This window comes from Actinokineospora bangkokensis (assembly GCF_001940455.1).
Classification (GTDB): domain Bacteria; phylum Actinomycetota; class Actinomycetes; order Mycobacteriales; family Pseudonocardiaceae; genus Actinokineospora; species Actinokineospora bangkokensis.
Map to the genome: position 1 here is coordinate 124,032 of NZ_MKQR01000018.1, position 20,370 is coordinate 144,401.

The 20,370-nt window shown below is 77.6% G+C and carries 5 protein-coding genes; all 5 read left to right on the plus strand.

Annotated elements, in window-relative coordinates:
- Positions 1–14 precede the first annotated feature (14 nt).
- The 5 genes from BJP25_RS18900 to BJP25_RS18920 are packed head-to-tail and all read left to right on the plus strand — an operon-like array spanning position 15 to position 20,356.
- Positions 15–1,661 (plus strand): fatty acyl-AMP ligase, encoded by a 1,647-nt coding sequence (locus BJP25_RS18900; RefSeq protein WP_084794183.1) that lies wholly within the window; start codon positions 15–17, stop codon positions 1,659–1,661.
- Entirely contained in the window at positions 1,661–10,990 is a 9,330-nt protein-coding gene (locus BJP25_RS18905; protein ID WP_075976304.1) for a non-ribosomal peptide synthetase, read from the plus strand. The genes BJP25_RS18900 and BJP25_RS18905 overlap by 1 nt, the downstream gene beginning before the upstream one ends.
- Positions 10,987–18,033: a hybrid non-ribosomal peptide synthetase/type I polyketide synthase gene (locus BJP25_RS18910; protein ID WP_075976305.1), complete on the plus strand. Its 7,047-nt coding sequence runs from the start codon at positions 10,987–10,989 to the stop codon at positions 18,031–18,033. Before BJP25_RS18905 ends, BJP25_RS18910 begins: the two co-directional genes overlap by 4 nt.
- Complete coding sequence (locus tag BJP25_RS18915) at positions 18,030–19,058, plus strand: methyltransferase (RefSeq protein ID WP_075976306.1); 1,029 nt, start codon at positions 18,030–18,032, stop codon at positions 19,056–19,058. Before BJP25_RS18910 ends, BJP25_RS18915 begins: the two co-directional genes overlap by 4 nt.
- Entirely contained in the window at positions 19,055–20,356 is a 1,302-nt protein-coding gene (locus BJP25_RS18920) for a cytochrome P450 (protein ID WP_075976307.1), read from the plus strand. The genes BJP25_RS18915 and BJP25_RS18920 overlap by 4 nt, the downstream gene beginning before the upstream one ends.
- The last annotated feature ends 14 nt before the right edge of the window (positions 20,357–20,370 follow it).

The window sequence follows — 20,370 nt, forward strand, 5'->3', positions numbered from 1 at the left end:
GGACGGATCCTGCGATGATTATTCCCGCTTTCGATTCCTTCTCCGCCATCCTCGCGCACCGCGCGGAGCGGACGCCGGACCGGGTGGCATTTCGTTTCGTGTTTGGCGACGACGTCCGCGAGATGACCTACGCCGAATTGTTCGGGAAGGTCTCGGACGCCGCCGCCACAGTGCGCGAACGGGTGCGGCCGGGCGAGCGGGTGCTGCTGATGCCCGCCCCGGGGCCCGGTTTCGTGGTCTCGTTTCTGGCCACCCTGCATTCCGGGGCGATCGCGGTGCCGAGCTATCCGCCGGTGACCGCGCGCAACCTCGACCGGCTGCGCGCGGTGGCCGCCGACGCCGACCCGGTCGCCGTGGTCGCCGAGACCCCGGTGCTCGACCTGCTGCCCGCCGACGACCCGGCGTTCGCGGGCCTGGTCAGGCTGGACGCGGCCACCCTGGGGCAGGGCGGTGCCCGCGTCGACCCGCGGGCCTGGTCACCGGCGTTCCTGCAGTACACCTCCGGCTCCACCGGCACGCCCAAGGGCGTGATGGTCAGCCACGCGAACCTGCTGCACAACAGCGCCGTCATCGCCGCGCAGATGCGCCTGGACGAGACCTCCGAGCTGGTCAGCTGGCTGCCGCCCTACCACGACATGGGCCTGGTCGGCGGCGTGCTGCAACCGCTGTTCGCCGGGTTCCCCTGCACCCTGCTCTCCCCGCTGGAGTTCCTGCAGCAGCCGATGCGCTGGCTGCGGCTGGTCTCCCGGTACCGCGCCACCGTCAGCGGCGGCCCGGACTTCGCCTTCGAGCTGGCCGCGCGCCGGTTCCGGCCCGCGGAGGACGACGACCTGGACCTGAGCGCCTGGCGGGTCGCCTTCACCGGGTCCGAGCCGATCCGCCGGTCCACCCTGGACCGGTTCACCGAGGTGTTCGCCCCGCACGGGTTCCGCCGGTCGTCGTGGTTCCCCTGCTACGGCATGGCCGAGACGACCCTGTTCGTCAGCGGCGGTCCGGTGGGGGTGGACCCCGTCGCCCGGTTGGTCGGCGACGATCCGCGCGACGGCGCCGTCGAGCACGTTGCGTGCGGGGAGCTGCCGGCGGGCCTCGACGTCCGCGTCGTCTCCCAGGACGGCGACACCCCGCTCGCCGACGGCGAGGTGGGCGAGGTCGTGGTGGCCGGGGACAGCGTCGCCGAGGGCTACTGGAACGGGCGGGCCAGCGAGCAGTTCGGCCTGCGGTTGCCCGGCACCGCCGCCGGGTTCCTGCGCACCGGTGACCTGGGCGCCATCGTCGACGGGCAGCTGCACATCACCGGCAGGCTCAAGGACGTCCTCATCATCCGCGGCCGCAACCACTACCCGCAGGACGTCGAGGCCGCGGCCGAGCGCGCCCACCCGCTGGTCCGCGCGCACGGCGCCGCCGCGTTCACCGCCCCCGGCGAGGACGGCGACCGGCTGGTCGTGGTGGTCGAGGTGTTCCAGCGCGGCGACGCCGCCGACCTGGCCGCCGCCCGCACCGCCGTGCGCCGCGCGGTGGCCGAGGAGCTGGGCCTGCACGTCGACACCGTGGTCCCGGTCAAGGCCCGCGCCCTGCCGCGCACCGCCAACGGCAAGCTGCGCCGCCAGGAGTGCCGGACCCGGTTCGTCGAGGGCACCCTCGACCCGGTCGGGAGCGCGTGATGGGGGCGCTGGAGGACCTGGTCGGGCTGACCGCCGCCCGGCTGCGCGTCGACGTCGGCGAGGTCGGCCCGGACGACGCGCCGCTGGCGCTGGGCTTCGACTCGCTGCTGGCCATCGGCCTCGCGCACGACGCGGAGGCCGAGCTGGGCCTGCGGCTGCCGGTGGCCGACGTGCTCGCGGGCGCGACGCTGCGCGAGCTGGCCGCGGCGGCGGGCGCGCCCACCCGCCCCGGGCCGCGCCCCGCCGAGCGGGGGCCGGAGCCGCCGCTGTCGGCCGGGCAGCGCCGGATGTGGCTGCTCGACCAGGTCGACCCCGGCGCCTACACCCTCGCCGCCGCCGTCACCCTGCCCCCGGCGCTCGTGCGGACCGCGCTGGGCGGACTGGACCGGGTGGTAGCCAGGCACGAGTCCTTGCGGACCACCTTCCCCGCCCCCGGGGGGACCCCGCACCAGCTCGTCCACCCGGCGGCACCCGTGCCGGTGGGCACCCACCGCACCAGGGCGGAGGCGCTGGCCGCGCTGACCGCCGAGCCGTTCGACCTGGCGACCGGGCCGCTGCTGCGCGCCGCGCTGGTGGACACCGACGCCCCCGAGCTGGTGCTGGTCGCCCACCACATCGTCTGCGACGGCTGGTCGCTGGAGGTGGTGCTCGACGAGCTGCTCACCACCGACCCCGCCCCGCTGCCCCTCCAGTACGCCGATTACGCCCTGTGGCACCGCGACCTGCTCGACGGCGGCGAGCGCGAGCGGCAGCTGGCGCACTGGCGCCGGGTGCTGGCCGACCCGCCCGCGCCGCTGGAGCTGCCCGCCGACCACCCGCTGGGCGCCACGCCGAAGGGCGCGGTGCACGAGCAGCCCGTCCCCGACGACCTGCGCGCCACCCTCGGCGCGGTGGCCGCCCAGCACGGTGTCACCGAGTTCACCGTCCTGCACGCCGCCTACGCCGCGTTCCTCGCCAGGGTCACCGGACAGCGCGATGTCATCGTCGCCACCCCGGTGGCGAACCGGCCGGACCCGGCGCTCGACCCGCTGGTCGGGTTCTTCGCCAACACCGTCGCGCTGCGCGTCGACCTGGGCGACGACCCCACCTTCGCCACGCTGCTGCGCCGCTGCCGCGACGCCGTGCGCGCCGCGCAGGACAACCAGGACCTGCCCTACGAGGAGGTCGTGGACGCCGTCGTCGGCACCCGCGTGCCCGGTGTCGCGCCGCTGGCGCAGACCATGCTGACCCTGCGCCGCGAGCGCGGGCGCGACGGCCTGCGCGCCGAGCAGCTGGGCACCGGTGGCGCCAAGTTCGACGTCTCACTGGAGGTCACCGACCGCGGCGAGCACTGGCTGGCCCGCTGGGAGCACCGCGCCGACCGGTTCGACCCCGAGACCGCCGCCGCCTTCGCGGGCTGGTTCACCGTGCTGCTCAGCGCCGCCGTCGACCGCCCGATGACCAGGGTCGGGGCGCTGCCGCTGATGACCCCGGCCGAGGCCACCGCGCTGGTCGACCTGGGTGAGGGCGAGTACGTCACCGACGCCGCGCCGGTGCTCGACCGCTTCGCCCGCGCCGCCCGCGTGCACGCCGGACGGGTCGCGCTGCGCCACAGGGGTGTCGAGGTCACCTACGCCGAGTTCGCTGAGCGTGCCCGGCGCCTGGCAGCCGAGCTGGTCGAGCGCGGCGCGGGCCCGGAGTCGCTGGTCGGCCTGCACGCCGGGCGCGGCCCGGACACCGTCGTCGCGCTGTGGGCGGTGCTGCTCTCCGGTGCGGCGTACCTGCCGCTGGACCCCACGCACCCGCCCGCACGGCTGGCCGCCATCGTGGCGGCCGCCGAGCCGGTGCTGGTGCTCGCCGAGCCCGGCCTGCCCGAGCTGCCGGCGCCCACGCTCCCGCTGCGCGGCAATGGTTCTACAGTAGATAGTGACCATACATCCACAGTGGATCCAGTAGCGGTGCGACCGCTGCCGGAGAACCTGGCCTATGTGCTGCACACCTCCGGCTCCACCGGTGTGCCCAAGGGCGTCGCGGTCACCCACGCCAACCTGGCGAACCTGCTGCGCGCCATGGACACCACGCTCGGCGGCGGCACCCAGACCTGGCTGGCGCTGACCAGCACCGCCTTCGACATCTCCGTCGTCGAGCTGGTGTGGACGCTGACCACCGGCGCCACCGTGGTGCTGCCCGACGACCGGCCCGTCACCGAGCAGCTGACCGGCATCACCCACTTGCAGACCACGCCGTCCTACGCCACCCGCCTGCTCAGCTCCGACGCCCCCGCACTCGCGGGCCTGCGCGCGCTGATGCTCGGCGGCGAGGCCATCACCCCCGCCCTGCGCTCCCTGCTCGCCCAGCTCCCGCGCACCAGGCTGATCAACGGCTACGGCCCCACCGAGGCCACCGTCTACGCCACCACCGAGTCCATCGACCCCACCGCCGACCACACCCCCATCGGCCTGCCGGTCGCGGGCACCACCGCCCGCGTGCTCGACGCCGCGGGCGAGGCGATGCCCACCCGCGCCGAGCTGTGCCTGGGCGGGGCCGGGGTGGCCCGCGGCTACCTGGGCAACCCGCGGCTGACCGCCGCCCGCTTCCGCCCCGACCCGCACGGCGAGCCCGGCTCCCGGCTCTACCGCACCGGTGACCTCGCCCAGGTCGACGCCGAGGGCACCCTGCACTACCACGGCCGCGCCGACCAGCAGGCCAAGGTGAACGGCTACCGGGTGGAGCTGGGCGAGGTCACCGCCGCGCTCACCGCCCACCCCGCCGTGTCCGCAGCGCACACCGCCATCACCCCCGGCCCGGAGATCACCGCCTACCTGGTGGGCGCGGTCGACGCCGACGAGCTGCGCGCGCACCTGGCCGGGCTGCTGCCCGCGTGGATGCACCCGGCGCACCTGGTCGTCCTCGACGAGCTGCCGCTCAACCCCAACGGCAAGCTCGACACCCAGCGGCTCCCGCTGCCCGCGCGCACCGAGCGCGTCCACGAGGACCCGCGCGGCGCGACCGAGACCGCCGTCGCCCGGGTGTGGTCGCGGCTGCTGGACGTGCCGAACCCCTCGCGCACCGACGACTTCTTCGCCTCGGGCGGGCAGTCGTTGCTCGCCGCGCAGCTCACCGCGGGCGTGCGCGCCGAGCTGGGCCGCGAGCTGACCGTGCGCGCGGTGTTCGAGCACCCGACCATCGCCGCCCTGGCCGCGCACGCGCGGACCTGCCCGCGCTCGGCGGACCGGGTCACCGCCCGCCCGCGCCCCGCGCGGCTGCCGCTTTCGGCCGCGCAGCGCCGGATCTGGGTGCAGGCGCAGCTGACCGGCACCGACGCCTACGTCATCGCCGGGGCCGTGCACATCACCGGTGAGCCGCCGGTGGCGCTGCTGCGCGCCCGGCTCGACGCCCTGGTCGCCCGGCACGAGGCCCTGCGCACCACCTTCCCCGCCGACGCCGAGGGGCCGCACCAGGTCGTGCACGCCCCCGCGCCGGTGCCGCTGCCCGTGCTCGACGCCGCCGAGCGCGAGCGGTGGGTGGCCCGCCCGTTCGACCTGGCCGCCGGGCCGCTGCTGCGGGCCGCCCTGGTGCCCACCGCCGACGGCGCGGAGCTGCTGGTCGCCGTGCACCACATCGCCTGCGACGGCTGGTCGCTCGGCATCCTGCTCGGTGAGCTGACCGGCGGCCCCGCCCCGGAGCTGGCCGTGCAGCACGTCGACCACGCCTTGGCCGAGGCCGACCGCGACCACGGCGCCGACCTGGCGCACTGGGCCGGTGCGCTGGCCGAGCTGCCCGAGCCGCTGCGCCTGCCCGCCGACCGCCCGCGCCCCACCGAGTGGGACGGCCGCGGCGGCGACCACTGGCAGGAGCTGGACCCGGCGCTGGCCACCCGGCTGCGCGCCACCGCCGCCGCGCACGGCGCCACCCCGTTCATGCTGCTCGCGGCCGCGTTCGCCGTCCTGGTGGGCCGGTTGTCCGCGAGCACCGACGTCGTGGTCGGCACCCCGGTCTCGCACCGGCCGGACCCGGCGCTGGAGCCGCTGGTCGGGTTGTTCCTCAACACCGTCGCGCTGCGCGTCGACCTGTCCGACGACCCGGGGTTCGACGAGCTGCTCGGCCGGGTCCGCGAGGGCGTGCTGAGCGCCCACGAGCACCAGCGCGCACCGTTCGAGGAGGTCGTCCGCCACCTCGGCGCGGTGTCCACACCGGACACCCACCCCGTGTTCCAGGTGCTGCTGTCGGTGCGCCCCGGCCTGCCGGAGCGCGTCGAGGCCGACGGCGTGACCTACCGGCCGGAGCCGCTGCCGACCGGCACGGCCAAGTTCGACCTGTCGGTGGAGGCGGTCGACCTCGACGGCGAGCGGCCCCGGCTGCGCTGGGAGTACCGCGCGCAGCTGTTCGACGCCACCACCGTCGCCCGCTTCGCCCACCACCTCGACGTGCTGCTCGACGCGCTCGCCGCCGCCCCGTCGACCCGCGTCGGCCTGCTCCCGCTGCTCACCCCCCACGAGCTCGCCACCGCCGTCGCGCACCCGGACCCGGTCGCGTCCCCCGGCGCCGCGGACCGCCTGCGCGCGGCGGTGGCCGCCCACCCCGACCGGGTCGCGCTCGTGCGCGGCGCCGAGCAGTTCACCTACGCCCAGCTGCACGACCGGGCCCAGGCCTTGGCCGCCCGGCTGCGCGCGCTGGGCGCCGGCCCGGAGCGGCTGGTGGGCCTGCACAGCGTGCGCAGCCCGCACACCGCCATCGGGCTGTGGGCGGTGCTGCTGTCCGGCGCGGCCTACCTGCCGCTGGACCCGTCGCACCCGCCCGCCCGGCTCGCGGCGATCGTCGACGCCGCGGACCCGGTCGCCGTCCTCACCGAACCCGAGGCCGGTCCGGCACCGCGGACCACCGCACCGTTGGTGGACCTGACCGCCGACCACCCCGCCGCCGAGCCGTCCCCGGCCCAGGCGCACCCGGCGTCGTTGGCGTACGTGCTCTACACCTCCGGCTCCACCGGCACCCCCAAGGGCGTCGCGGTCACCCACGCCAACCTGGCGAACCTGCTGCACGCCATGGACGACTTGCACGGCGGCGACGAGCCGCAGCGGTGGCTGGCGCTGACCAGCCCCGCGTTCGACATCTCCGTCGTCGAGCTGGTCTGGACGCTCACCACCGGTGCCACCGTGGTGCTGCCCGACACCGCCGCGGCGGACCCCGACGACCTCGCCGGGATCACCCACCTGCAAACCACCCCGTCGCACGCCCTGCGCCTGCTGTCGCGCGGCACGGCGGCCCTGCGCGGGCTGCGGGCCACGATGCTCGGCGGCGAGCCGATCGGCCAGGCGCTGCGCGACCTGCTGGGCGAGCTGCCCGACACCCGGCACACCAACGGCTACGGCCCCACCGAGGCCACCGTGTACGCCACGACGGCCACGATCGACCCGGCCGCCACCGACACCCCGATCGGCCGTCCGGTCGCGGGCACCGGCGCGGTCGTGCTGGAGCCCTCCGGCCTGCCCGCCCCCGACGGCGTCGTCGGTGACCTGCACCTGACCGGTGCCGGGGTCAGCCGCGGCTACCTGGGCAACCCGCGGCTGACCGCCGACCGGTTCCGCCCCGACCCGCACGGCGCCCCCGGCGCCCGCGCGTACCGCACCGGCGACCTGGTGCACCGCGAGCCCGGCGGCGTGCTGCGCTTCCACGGCCGCGCCGACCACCAGGCCAAGGTGAACGGCTACCGGGTGGAGCTGGGCGAGGTCACCGCCGCGCTGGTCCGCCACCCGGCCGTCCGCTCCGCGCACACCGCGCTGGGCCGGGCGGGCGAGATCGTGTCCTACGTCGTCTGGGCCGGGGAGCCGGAGCCGGAGGCCCTGCTCACCGACCTGTCCGCGGGCCTGCCCGGGTACATGCTGCCCGCGCACCTGGTGGACCTGCCCGAGCTGCCGCTGACCGTCAACGGCAAGCTCGACACCCGCGCGCTGCCCGTCCCCGAGCCGGTGGACCGGCCGGTGCGCGCTCCCCAGGGCGAGGCCGAGCGGGCCGTGGCGGCGCTGTTCGCCGAGCTGCTGGAGGTGCCGGTCGGGTCTGCGACCGACGACTTCTTCCGGCTGGGCGGCCACTCGCTGCTGGCGACGCGCCTGGCCACCCGGCTGGGCGTGCCGCTGCGGCTGGTGTTCGACCACCCGACCGTCGCGGGGCTGGCCGCCGCCGCGGCCGAGCACGCCCCGCTGGCCGCGCCGGTGAGCGGACCTCGCCCCGAGCGGCTGCCGCTCTCGGCCGCCCAGCGCAGGGTGTGGTTCCTGGAGCAGTTCTCCCCCGGCGGTTACGCCGTCCCGGTCTCCGCCCGGATCACGCCGGCACCGAGCACCGAGCGGCTGCGAGCCGCGCTCGACGCCCTGGTGGCCCGGCACGAGGCGTTGCGCACGACCTTCCCCACCGACGGCGCGGGCCCGGTCCAGCGCATCGCCCCACCCGCCCCCCTGCCGCTGCCGGAGATCACCGAGGACGAGCGGGCGGCGTTCACCGCGCGGCCGTTCGACCTGGCCGAGGGCCCGCTGGTGCGCGCGGCGACCGTGCGGCACGCCGACGCGATCGAGCTGGTCCTGGTGCTCCACCACGCCATCTGCGACGGCTGGACGCTGGACCTGCTGCTCGACGAGCTGGTCGGCCTGCTCGACGGCACCGCCCCCGCCACCCCCGCGACCCAGTGCGCCGACCACGCCCTGTGGCAAGCGCGGCTGCTCGACGGCGGCGAGCACGACCGGCAGCTCGCGCACTGGCGCGGCGCGCTGACCGACCCGCCCGCCGCCCTGGCCCTGCCCACCGACCGCCCCCGGCCCCGCGACCCCGCCGTCGCGGGCGCCCGGCACACCACCACGCTGCCCGCCGAGCTGGTCTCCGGGCTGCGCGAGCTGGCCACCGGGCACGGCGCGACCCTGTTCAGCGCCCTCTACGCCGCCTACACGACCACCCTGGCGCGGCTGAGCGGGCAGCCGGACGTCATCGTCGGCACGCCGGTCGCCGGGCGCACCCGCGCCGAGTGGGAGACCACCGCCGGGTTCCTGGCCAACACCACCGCCCTGCGCACTCCGGCCGAGCCCGGCACCCCCTTCGCCGAGCTGGTGCGCCGCTGCCACCGCACGGTCCTCGACGCCCAGGAGCACCAGGACCTGCCCTTCGAGCACCTGGTGGAGCAGCTGCGGCTCCCGCGCGACCACACCCGCAACCCGCTGTTCCAGGCCATGCTGGTGCTGCGCCACGACCGGGGGGCGCGGGTGGGCGCCTGCCACGTGGTGACCACGCGGGGCCACGACACCGGCGCTGCCAAGGTGGACCTGACCCTCGCGGTGGTCGACCGCCCCGAGGGCCTGGAGCTGTCCTGGGAGTACCCGACCGCGCTGTTCGACGCGCGCACCGTCGAGGGCTTCGCCGAGGTGTTCACGACGCTGCTGCGCGCCGCCGTCGACGCGCCCGACACCCCTGTCGACGCGTTGCCGCTGCTGGCCCCCGCGCGTCGGACGGCCGCGCTGGCCGCCGGGGAGGCACCGGCTCCCGAGGGCGGTGACATCCCGGTCCTGGAGCGGTTCGCCGCACAGGTCGCCGCCGCGCCGGAGGCCGTGGCACTGCGCGACGACAGCACGGCGATGACCTACCGGCAGCTCGACGAGCGCTCCCGCGACCTGGCCGCGCACCTGCGGGCGCTCGGCGTCGGACCGGGCACGCTGGTCGGCCTGCACGCCCACCGCGGTGTCCCGCTGGTCGTCGGGATCGTGTCGGTGCTGCGCGCGGGCGGCGCCTACGTTCCCCTCGACCCGGCCTACCCGGTCGGGCGCACCCGCGCGATCCTCGACCGCGCCCGCCCGGCGCTCGTGCTGCACGACGCCCCGCCGCCGGTCGAGGGCATCCCGCTGGTTCCGCTGGACATCGAGGTGCCGCGCGCGGTCTCGGCGCCGGACCCGGCGCACCCGCTGGACCTGGCGTACGTGATCCACACCTCGGGCTCGACGGGCGCGCCCAAGGGCGTCGCGGTCACCCGGGCGGGCCTGGCGTCCTCGACCGCCGCCCGGCTGGGTGTCTACTCCGGACCGGTGCGCGGGTTCGTCCTGGTGTCCTCACCGGCCTTCGACACCTCGGTGGCGTCGATCTTCTGGAGCCTGGCCGCCGGTGCGGAGCTGTACCTGCCGCCCGCGGGCACCGAGTTGGACCTCGACCGGCTCACCGAGCTGCTGTCGCGGCCCAGCGCCACGCACCTGGTCTGCCTGCCCTCGCTCTACCGGCTGCTCGTCGAGCGCCTCGGCGGCGCCGGGCTGCGCGCGGTGGCGGTCGCGGGCGAGGCGGTGGACGCCGACCTGGTCGACCGCCACCACCAGCTGCACCCGGACGTCGCGCTGCACAACGAGTACGGGCCCACGGAGAACACCGTGTGGAGCACCGTGTCCCGGCTGCTGCCCGGTGCGGGGACCCCGATCGGCACCCCCGTGCCCGGCTCGTCCGCCCACGTGCTAGACCCGCGTGGCGCGCCGTGCCCGGACGGTGTCGCGGGCGAGCTGTGGCTCGGCGGCGCGGGCCTGGCCCGCGGCTACCTCGGTGACGCCCGCGCCACGGCCGACCGGTTCCGCCCCGACCCGCACGGCGCCCCCGGCGCCCGCGCCTACCGCACCGGGGACCTGGCCCGCCGCGACGCCGACGGCGCCCTGCACTTCCTGGGCCGCACCGACACCCAGGTCAAGATCCGCGGCTACCGGGTCGAGCCGGAGGAGGTCGCCGCCGTGCTGCGCGCCCACCCCGGCGTCGGCGCGGCGCACTGCGCGGCGCGGCCCGGACCGGCGGGCGCCGAACTGGTGGCCTGGTTCGCGGGCACCGGCCCGGCACCAGTGGAGCCCGAGCGGCTGTCGGCGCACCTGGCCGAGCAGCTGCCGCCCTGGCTGCGCCCCGCGCACCTGGTGCCGGTCACCGACCTGCCCCGGCTGCCCAACGGCAAGGTCGACGGCGCCGCGCTGCCCGACCCGGCCCCGGCACCCGCCGTCGCCACCGGGCCGCGCACCCCGGCGGAGGAGAAGGTCAGCGAGGTGCTGGGCGCCCTGCTCGGCCGCACCGCCGTCGCGCTGGACCAGAGCTTCTTCGACCTCGGCGCGCACTCGCTGCTGCTGGTGCGCGCGTGCGAGCTGCTGCGGCCGGTGAAGCCGGACCTGCGGGTGGTGGACCTGTTCCGCCACACCACCGTCCGCAGCCTCGCGGCGTTCCTCGACGACACCGCCGCCGAGCAGGCCCCCGCCGAGGACCTGCCCGCCGAGCCCGCCGCGGGCCGCTCCCGGCTGGGCAGGCGCCGCTCCCGGCTCGCCACCACCTCCGCCGACACCACCCTGGAGGCACCGTGACCACCCAGCTGCCCGCGACCCGCGCGGTCCCCGAGCCCGCGGCCGACCCGGCCGCGGTGCGCGCGGTGCCCGCAGCAGCGGAGCCGCCGCTGGACGCCATCGCCGTGGTCGGGCTGGCCTGCCGGGTGCCGGGGGCGGACTCCGCCGACGCGTTCTGGGCCAACCTGCTCGCGGGCGTGGACTCGGTCACCGACGGGCCGGGCGGGGCCCGCGGCGAACTGGGCGGCGCCGACCTGTTCGACGCCCCGTTCTTCGGCTTCAGCCCGCTGGAGGCCCAGCGCACCGACCCGCAGCACCGGCTGTTCCTGGAGTGCGTGCACACCGCGCTCGACGACGCCGGGCACGGCGACCCCGCGCGCAGGCCGGTCACCGGGCTGTTCGCCGGGTCCTCGGCCTCCACCCACCTGCTCGACCTGCTGGCCAGCCCCCGGCACACCGCCGACCTCGACGAGTCCGAGCTGGTCATCGCCTGCGACAAGGACTACCTGGCCACCCGGGTCGCCCACCGGCTCGACCTGCGCGGCCCCGCGCTGGTGGTGCAGACCGCCTGCTCCACCTCGCTGGTCGCGGTGCACCTGGCCGCCCAGGCGCTGCTGGCCGGGGAGTGCGACCTGGCCGTGGCGGGCGGGGTCGCGGTGCGCGGCCGCCCGGCCGGGGCCACCGCGGGCGGGCGGGGCACCGGCCGCGACGGCATGGTGTCCCCCGACGGGCGCTGCCGCGCCTTCGACGCCGACGCCTCGGGCATGGTCCCCGGCGACGGCGTCGGCGCGGTCGTGCTGCGCCGCCTCGACGACGCGCTGGCCGCGGGCGACCGGGTGCTCGCCGTGTTGCGCGGCACCGCGGTCAACAACGACGGCACCGCCAAGGCCGGCTACACCGCGCCGTCGGTGAGCGGGCAGGTGCGGGTCATCCGCGCCGCGCACGCCGCGGGCGGCACCGACCCGGCCGAGGTCGGCTACGTCGAGGCGCACGGCACCGGCACCCGGCTGGGCGACCCGGTCGAGGTCGCCGCGCTGGCCGAGGCGCTGGGCCCCGGCGCGCCCTGCTGGCTGGGCTCGGTGAAGACCAACATCGGCCACCTGGACGCGGCGGCCGGGGTGATCTCGCTGATCAAGGCCGTGCGCGCGGTGAGCACCGGCACCATCCCCCCGACCCTGCACTTCCGCGCCCCGAACCCGGAGCTGGGCCTGGCGGGCAGCCGCTTCCGCGTCGTCACCGAGCCCACCGCGCTGCGCGGGCCGGTGGCGGTCAGCTCGTTCGGCATCGGCGGCACCAACGCCCACGCGGTGCTGGAGGCCGCGCCCGCGCCCGCCCCCGCCGACGCGCACCGGCCGTGGCAGGTCGTGCCGGTCAGCGCCCGCACCCCGGCCGCGCTGGCCGCCGCCGTCGAGGCCACCGCAGCCGCGCTGGCCGGGCGCACCGGAGCCGACCTCGCCGACGCCGCGCACACCCTGCAGGTGGGCAGGCGCCCGTTCGAGCACCGCGTCGCGGTGGCCGCCCGCACCGGTGACGAGGCCGCCGCCGCGCTCGCCGCCGCCCGACCGGGCGTGGTCGGGCGGCCCGGGGTGGCGTTGCTGTTCTCCGGGCAGGGCGCCCAGCACCCGGGGATGGCCGCCGGGCTGCGCGCCACCGAGCCGGTGTTCCGCGCCGAGTTCGACGCCTGCCTGGCGGTCGCCGCCGACCTCGGCACCGACCTGCGCCCCGCCCTCGCCGACGCGGGGTTGCTGCGGCGCACCGAGTTCGCCCAGCCCGCCCTGTTCGCCGTCGAGCACGCGCTGGCCGTGCTGTGGGCGTCCTGGGGCGTGGTGCCCACCGCCGTGCTCGGCCACAGCGTCGGGGAGCTGGCCGCGGCCGTGGCCGCCGGGGTGCTCGACCGCGACGACGCGCTGGGCCTGGCCGTGGTCCGGGGCCGGGCCATGGCCGCCTGCCCGCCGGGGGCGATGCTGGCCGTCGCCGCCGCGGTCGACCCCGCGCAGCTGCCGCCCGGGGTGGAGGTGGCCGCGGTGAACGCCGCCACCCAGACCACCGTCGCGGGCCCGCGCGCGGCTGTCACCGCCTACGCCGAGGAGTGCGCCGCCCGAGGCGTGCGCACCCGGCTGCTGCACACCTCGCACGCCTTCCACACCGCCGCGATGGAGCCCGCCGTCGCAGAGGTGAGCGCGCACGCCTCCGGAATAGTGCACAGGATCCCGCGGATCCCCTTCCACTCCACGCTCACCGGCGGCCCGGTGTCCACTGTGGATGACGCGTACTGGGGCTCGCAGCTGCGCTGCCCGGTGCGCTTCGCCGACGCCCTGGCCGGGGTCACCGCGCCGGTGCTCGTCGAGGTCGGACCCGGCCGCGGGCTGGTCGAGCTGGCCGGACCGCGCGCCGTGCCGAGCCTGCCCACCGCCACCGGCACCGACGACCCCGCCGGGACCATGGCCGCCGCCGCGGCCCACCTGTGGCGCGCCGGGGTGCCGGTGCGCTGGAGCGGCCTGCACAGCGGGCAGCGGCGCAGGCGCGTCAGCCTGCCCGGGTACGCCTTCGAGCGCACCAGCCACCGCCTCGACACCCCCGCCACCCCGGCCGCCCCCGTCGCCACCCCGGCGCCCCTGCCCGCCCCGGCCGCACCGCCCACCGGCACCGCGGCCGCGGTCGCGGCGGTGTGGGAGCGGTTCCTCGGCGTGCCGACCGTCGGCCAGGACGAGTCGTTCTTCGCCCTCGGCGGGCACTCGCTGCTCGGGCTGCGGGTGCTCGACGAGCTGGCCGAGCTGACCGGCGTCCGGCTGCCGCTGGCCGCCCTCTACGACCACCCCACCGCCGCCGAGCTGGCCGCCGCCCTGGACTCCGCCGAGCAGGCCGATCCCGCGGACGCCGACCCGGCCCAGGCAGGCCCGATCCTCCCCGTGCCGCACGACGGCGCGCCGCTCTCGCCCACCCAGGAGCGGTTCTGGCTGCGCCAGCGGGCCACCCCCGGCGACACGGCGGGGACGGTGGCCACCGCCGTCCGGCTCGTCGGGGACCTCGACACCGGCGCCCTGGACCGGGCCTGCGCCGCGCTCGCCGCCCGGCACGCGGTGCTGCGCGCCCGCTTCGCCGACACCGCCGACGGCCCGCGCCAGGTGCTGCTGCCCGGCCGCGGCCTGCCGCTGCGCCGCACCCGCTGCGCCGACCTCGCGGAGCTGGCCGAGGTGGCCGCCGCCGAGTCCGCCCGCCCGTTCGACCTCACCGCCGAGGCCCCGGCCCGCGCGGTGCTCGTCGAGCTGGCCGACGGCACCCACGCGCTGCTGCTGACCCTGCACCACATCGCCACCGACGCCACCAGCAACGCCGTCCTGCTCACCCAGCTCGCCGACGGCTACGCCGCCGAGGTGCGCGGCGAGCCCGCCGACACCACCGCGGGCACCCAGTACGCCGACTACGCCGCCTGGCTGCGCGCCCGCCCCGAGGCCGAGCGCACGGCCGCCGCCGAGCACTGGCGCACCGCGCTGGCCGGGCTGGGCGGTGGCGTCGAGCTGCCCACCGACCGCCCGGCCGGGCGCGCGATCAGCTCGGCCCGGCTGCACCGCACGATCACCGGGTTGTCCGCTGTGGACGGTTTCCGGGAGCGCACCGGCGCGCCCGCGTTCGCCACCCTGCTCGCCGCGTTCCAGGTGCTGCTCTCGCGCCACGGCGCGGGGGAGCGGTTCGTCGTCGGCACGCCCACCACCGGCCGCGAGCGCCCCGAGCTGGCCGAGGTGGTGGGCCCGCTGTTCACCACCGTGCCGCTGGTCGCCGACCTCGCGGGCGCGCCGACGTTCACCGAGCTGGTCGACCGGGCCAGGTCCACCGCCGCCACCGCGTTCCGCAACGCCACCGTCCCCGCCGAGCCCTTCCTGGCCTCCGGCTACGACGTGCTCTTCGCCGTCCAGGACGCCCCGGCGCCGCGGGTCACCCTGCCCCGGCTCCAGGTGGAGCCGCTGGAGCTGGGCGAGGGCACCGCCCAGTGCGCGCTGACCGTCTCCGCGGTGCGCGACGGCGACGCCCTGCGGCTGCTGGTCGACTACGACGCCGCGCGCTTCGACCGCGAGACCGTCGACGCCCTGCTGGACCGCTACGCCCGCCTGCTCACCACCCTCCCCGCCTCCCCGGACACACCCGTCACCGGCGCGCCGCTGCTGTCGGTCCCCGAGCAGCGGGCCGCGCTGGACCTGCTCACCGACCACGCCGACCTGCCCTGGACCGACGCCACCGTGCACGGCCTGGTCGCCGCCCAGGCCCGCCGCGCGCCCGACGCCCCCGCGCTGGTCTGCGGCCCCACCGCCCTGACCTACGGCCAGCTCTGGGACGTGGTCACCACCCGCGCCGCCGAGCTGACCGCCCGGGGCGTCGGCCGCGGCGACGTCGTCGCGGTGTGCCACCCGCGCTCGGCGGAGCTGGTCGTCGACCTGCTGGCCGTGCTCGCCGCCGGGGCGGCGTTCCTGCCGCTGGACCCCGCGCACCCGGTCGAGCGCAGGCGCCGGATGCTCGACGACTCCCGCGCCGCCGCCCTGCTCGGCGGCACCGACCTCGGCCCGCACCGCGGCACCCCGGGCGGCGCAGGCGGCCACGCCGGACCCGACGACCTGGCCTACCTGATGTACACCTCCGGCTCCACCGGCGAGCCCAAGGGCGTCGCGGTGCCGCACGCCGGGGTGTGCGCCGACCTGGCCTGGCGGCGGGCGCTGACCGGCCTGGGGCCGGGCGACCGGCTGCTGCACACCGTCTCCTTCGCCTTCGACCCCGCGGTCTGGCAGCTGTTCGGCCCGCTGGTCACCGGCGCGGCGGTGGTCGTGGCCGAGCCGGACGAGGCCGCCGACCCCGCCGCCGTGCTGGCGCTGCTGGCCGGGCAGGCCATCACCGTCGCCGACTTCGTCCCGGTGCAGCTCGGCCGCGTCCTCGACGCCGAGACCGGGCAGCTGGCCGGGCTGCGCCACGTGTTCTGCGGCGGCGAGAAGCTCGCCACCGACCTCGTCGAGCGCTTCCACGCCCGCACCACCGCCGAGCTGCACAACCAGTACGGCCCCACCGAGGCCACCATCGACACCACCTCCTACCGGCTGCGCCGCGGGCACCCCGAGCACGAGGTGCCCATCGGCCGCCCGGTGGCGGGCAAGAAGGTCCTCGTCCTCGACCAGGCGGGCGCGCTCGTGCCCCCCGGCGTGGTGGGTGAGCTGTGGATCGGCGGCACCGGGCTGGCGCACGGCTACGCGGGCAGGGCCGGGCAGACCGCCGCGCGCTTCCGCCCCGACCCCTTCGGCGCCCCCGGCGCCCGCGTCTACCGCTCCGGTGACCTCGCCCGCTACCGCCGCGACGGCGTCCTGGAGTTCGCGGGCCGGGTCGACTCCCAGGTCAAGGTCAACGGCGTGCGCGTCGAACCGGCCGAGGTCGAGCGCGCCCTGCGCACCCACCCCGACGTGGCCGAGGCCGCCGTCGTAGCCCGGCCCGTCGGCGGGCGCACCGCGCTGGTCGGCTACGTGACCCCGCGCGCGGGCACCGCCGCAGGCCTCGACACCGCCGCCGTGCGCCGCGCCGCCGCGGCCGCGCTGCCGACCGCGTTCGTCCCGGCCCACGTGCTCGCCCTCGACGCGCTTCCGCTGGGCCACACCGGCAAGCTCGACGCCAAGGCGCTGCCCGAGCCCACCGAGCAGGGCACCGGGCGCCCACCCGCGCCCGGCACCGAGACCGCGCTGGCCGACCTGTGGGCCGCCGCCCTGGGCCGCGACGCCGTGCCCGCCGACGCCGACTTCTTCCGCCTCGGCGGGGACTCCCTGGTCGCGGTGCGCCTGGTGCGCACCATCCGCGCCCGCTTCGGCGTCGACCTCGCCCTCGCCGACTTCTTCGCCGCCCCCACCGTCGCGGACCTGGCCGCCGCCGTCACCGCCGCGGCACCCGCGTCCGGTCCCGCCCTGCTGCGCCGCGGCAGCGCGGACGCCCCGCTGTCGTGGTCGCAGCGCCCGGTCGCGGCCGCGGTCGCCGCCGGGGCCACCGGCATCGACGTGGAGCTGACCGTCAGCGCCCGCGTCAGCGGCCCGGTCGACCCCGACGCCCTGGCCGAGGCGTTGACCGCCGTCGTCGCCCGGCACGAGGCGCTGCGGGTGGCCGTCGACGGCGACCGCCAGCACCCCGTGCCCGCCTACCCGGTGCTGGGCCGCACCGGCCCGCTCGACCCCGCGGCGGGCCGGATGCTCGCCGCCGAGCTGCACCCCACCGACGACGGGCACCGCATCGCCCTGCGCGCGCACCGGCTGGCCGTCGACGGCCTGTCCGCGGGCATCCTCGCCGCCGACCTCGCCGCCCTCTACCGGGCGCGCCTGGCCGGGGACCCGGACCCGCTGCCCCCGCTGGAGCTGCACCACCCCGACTACGCGACCTGGGAGCGCGCGCGGATCACCGACGCCGACGCCGCCGACGCCGCCCGCCAGTGGGTCGAGGAGTTCGGCGCGCACCCCACCACCCGCAGCACCGGCCCGCTCTCCGCCGCGACCCACCTGCTCGACGCGCGGGCCACCGCCCGATTCGCCGAGGTGGCCCGCGAGCACGGCGTCTCCGCCCGCACCCTGCTGCTCGCCGTGCTCACCGACGCCGTGGCGGCCACCACCGGGCCGCTGCCGGTGGCCGTGCCGGTCGGTGCCGCCGCCCGCGCCGGGCTCGACGGGGTGGTCGGCCGGTTCGTCGACCTCGCCGTGCTGCGCCCGCTGCCCGCCACCGCCCCGTTCGCCGCGCACGTCGCCGCCGTCGCCGACGAGGGCCGCGCCGCGCTGCGCCGCCGCACCCGCCTGCCCTACACCGCGCTGGCCGCGCTGGCGCCCGCCCCGCTCATGGCCGACCTGGCCGACCCCGCCCCACCGCTGGGGCCGGGGCTCACCGCCGAACCGCCCGCGCAGCGGTGGACCGACTTCGGCCTGGCCCTGCACGCACACCACATCGACGACAGGTTGGAGCTGGTCATGCCCTACCCGCAGGACTCCACCGGGGCGCCCGCCCTGGCCGCCGCGCTCTTCGCCCGGCTGGCCGAGCTGACCGGGCAGGTGCGGCGATGACCGGCAGCCTCGCCACCGACCCGCGCCAGCGGGTCAGCGCCATGATCGAGGGCTACCGGCGCAGCGCCGTGGTCCACACCGCCGCGCAGCTGGGGGTCCCCGCCCACCTCGCGGGCACCCGCCGCCCGGCCGCCGAGCTGGCCGCGCTCACCGGCGCCCGCCCGGTGCCGCTGACCCAGCTGCTGCGCGCCCTGGTCGGCTACGGCCTGCTCGACCAGGACGACGACGAGCGCTTCGGCCTCACCGACGCCGGGGAGCTGCTCGACCCCGCCCACCCGCACTCGCTGCACGGGCAGGCGCTCTACTTCGGCGGCCCCAGCTACCTGGCCTACTCGGGGCTCACCGCCGCGCTGCGCGAGGGCGGCATCGCCTTCGACCACGTGTTCGGCGAGCCCTACTACACCCACCTCGACCGCGACCCGGTGCTGGCCGAGCACTACCACCGCATGATCGTGCTGCCGCACGGCACGGGCGCGCTCATCGCCAGCCTCACCGACCTGTCCACCGCCCGCGAGGTCGTCGACATCGGCGGCGGCAACGGCTCGCTGCTCGCCGAGCTGCTCACCCACCTGCCCCGGGCCACCGGGGTGCTCTTCGAGCTGCCGCTCACCGAGCCCTCGGCGGTGGCCACCCTCGCCGCGGTCCCCGGCGGCGACCGCTGCCGGTTCGTGGCGGGTGACTTCCGGGCGGAGGTCCCCGCGGGCGGTGACGTGCACCTGCTGTTCCGGGTGCTGGCCAACTGGCCCGACGACGTCGCCGCGACGATCCTGGGCAACTGCCGCGCCGCGCTGGCCCCCGGCGGGCGGCTGCTGGTGTTCGAGATGGCCGCCCCCGACCGCGTCGAGGAGGGCCAGGCCGTCGTCGACGGCGACATGAACGCCCTGGCGCACCTGGGCGGCGCCGTGCGCACCCTGGGCGGCTTCCGCGGCCTGCTGGAGCGCGCCGGGTTCGAGGTCACCGCCGTCAAGCAGGTCCCCGGCACGTTCTGGACCCTGCACGAGGCCACCCCGGCCGGTGCGGCATGAGCGCCATCCCGAGGCTGGCCGGGCCCCCGCTGCTCGGCCTGAACGCGCGCTTCCTGCGCGACCCGCTGGGGCTGTTCCTGCGCGCCCAGCGCGAGCACGGCGACCTCGTCGAGCTCGACCTGGGCGTCGCGGGCAGCGTCTACGCCGCCTTCCACCCCGACGGCGTGCGCCAGGTGCTGATGAACGGCCGCCGCGCCCACCGCCAGCTGCTGCGCCAACTGCTGGGCAAGGGCCTGTTCACCAGCCCTACCGGCGACGACTGGACCCGGCGGCGCAGGCTGCTCACCCCGCTGTTCCGCGCCGAGCGGCTCGCGGCGATGACCCCGCTGCTGCTGCGCCCGCTCGACGCCGCGTTCGACCAGCGGTGGCACCCCGGCGCCCGGGTCGACCTCGGCGCGGAGATGAAGCGGATCACCGTGGCGATGATGGTCGACGCCACCTTCGGCGCCCGCGACGACGTCGACCGGCCCGCCGCCCGCGCCGCGCTGAGCTTCCTGCTCGGCTACGTCGACCACCAGCTCTTCGCCTTCCCCACCATCCCCCGGTCCTGGCCCACCCCGGCCAACCGCCGCTACCGCGCCGACATCGCCGCGCTGCGCGCGATCATCGGCACGGCGCTGGTGACCCTGCGCCGCAAGCCGGGCACCGAGCCGACCTTCCTCGACGGCCTGCTCGCCCACCAGGGCGACTTCACCGACCACGAGCTCGTCGACGAGGTGCTGTCGATCTTCATCGCGGGCACCGAGACCACCGGCACCGCCCTGGTCTGGGCCCTGCACCTGCTCAGCGAGCACCCCGAGCACGCCGAGGCGCTGCGCACCGAGGTCGCGGGCGCGCTCGGCGGCGCCGACCCCACCGGCGAGCGGCTGCGCGGGCTCACCCGCCCGCGCGCGGTCGTCCGCGAGGCGCTGCGGCTCTACCCCCCGGCGTGGGCGCTGCGGCGGGTGGTCGACGAGCCGCTGGAGATCGCGGGCCACGAGGTCCCCGCCGGGGCGCGGCTGATCGTGTCCTCCTACGCCACCCACCGCCACCCCGGGGTCTGGGAGCGGCCGCTGGAGTTCGACCCGCGGCGCTGGCTGGGCGGCGAGGGCCGCCACCGCTTCGCCTACTTCCCCTTCGGCGCGGGCGCCCACCAGTGCGTCGGCAACACCTTCGCCCAGCTGGAGGGCGACCTGCTGCTCACCAGGGCCGCCCAGCGCTTCCGCCTGGACCGCCCCGCCGCGCCCACCACCGGCACCAAGCCCGCGATCGCGCTGACCCCCGTGCCCACCCCGCACCCGCTGCTGCTGCCCGCCTGACCGCCCACGGAGGA

Excerpts from the sequence above, each read along its gene's own strand:
- BJP25_RS18900 (WP_084794183.1), top strand. The coding sequence starts at position 15 with ATGATTATTCCCGCTTTCGATTCCTTCTCCGCCATCCTCGCGCACCGC.
- BJP25_RS18905 (WP_075976304.1), top strand. The coding sequence starts at position 1,661 with ATGGGGGCGCTGGAGGACCTGGTCGGGCTGACCGCCGCCCGGCTGCGC.
- BJP25_RS18915 (WP_075976306.1), top strand. The coding sequence starts at position 18,030 with ATGACCGGCAGCCTCGCCACCGACCCGCGCCAGCGGGTCAGCGCCATG.
- BJP25_RS18920 (WP_075976307.1), top strand. The coding sequence starts at position 19,055 with ATGAGCGCCATCCCGAGGCTGGCCGGGCCCCCGCTGCTCGGCCTGAAC.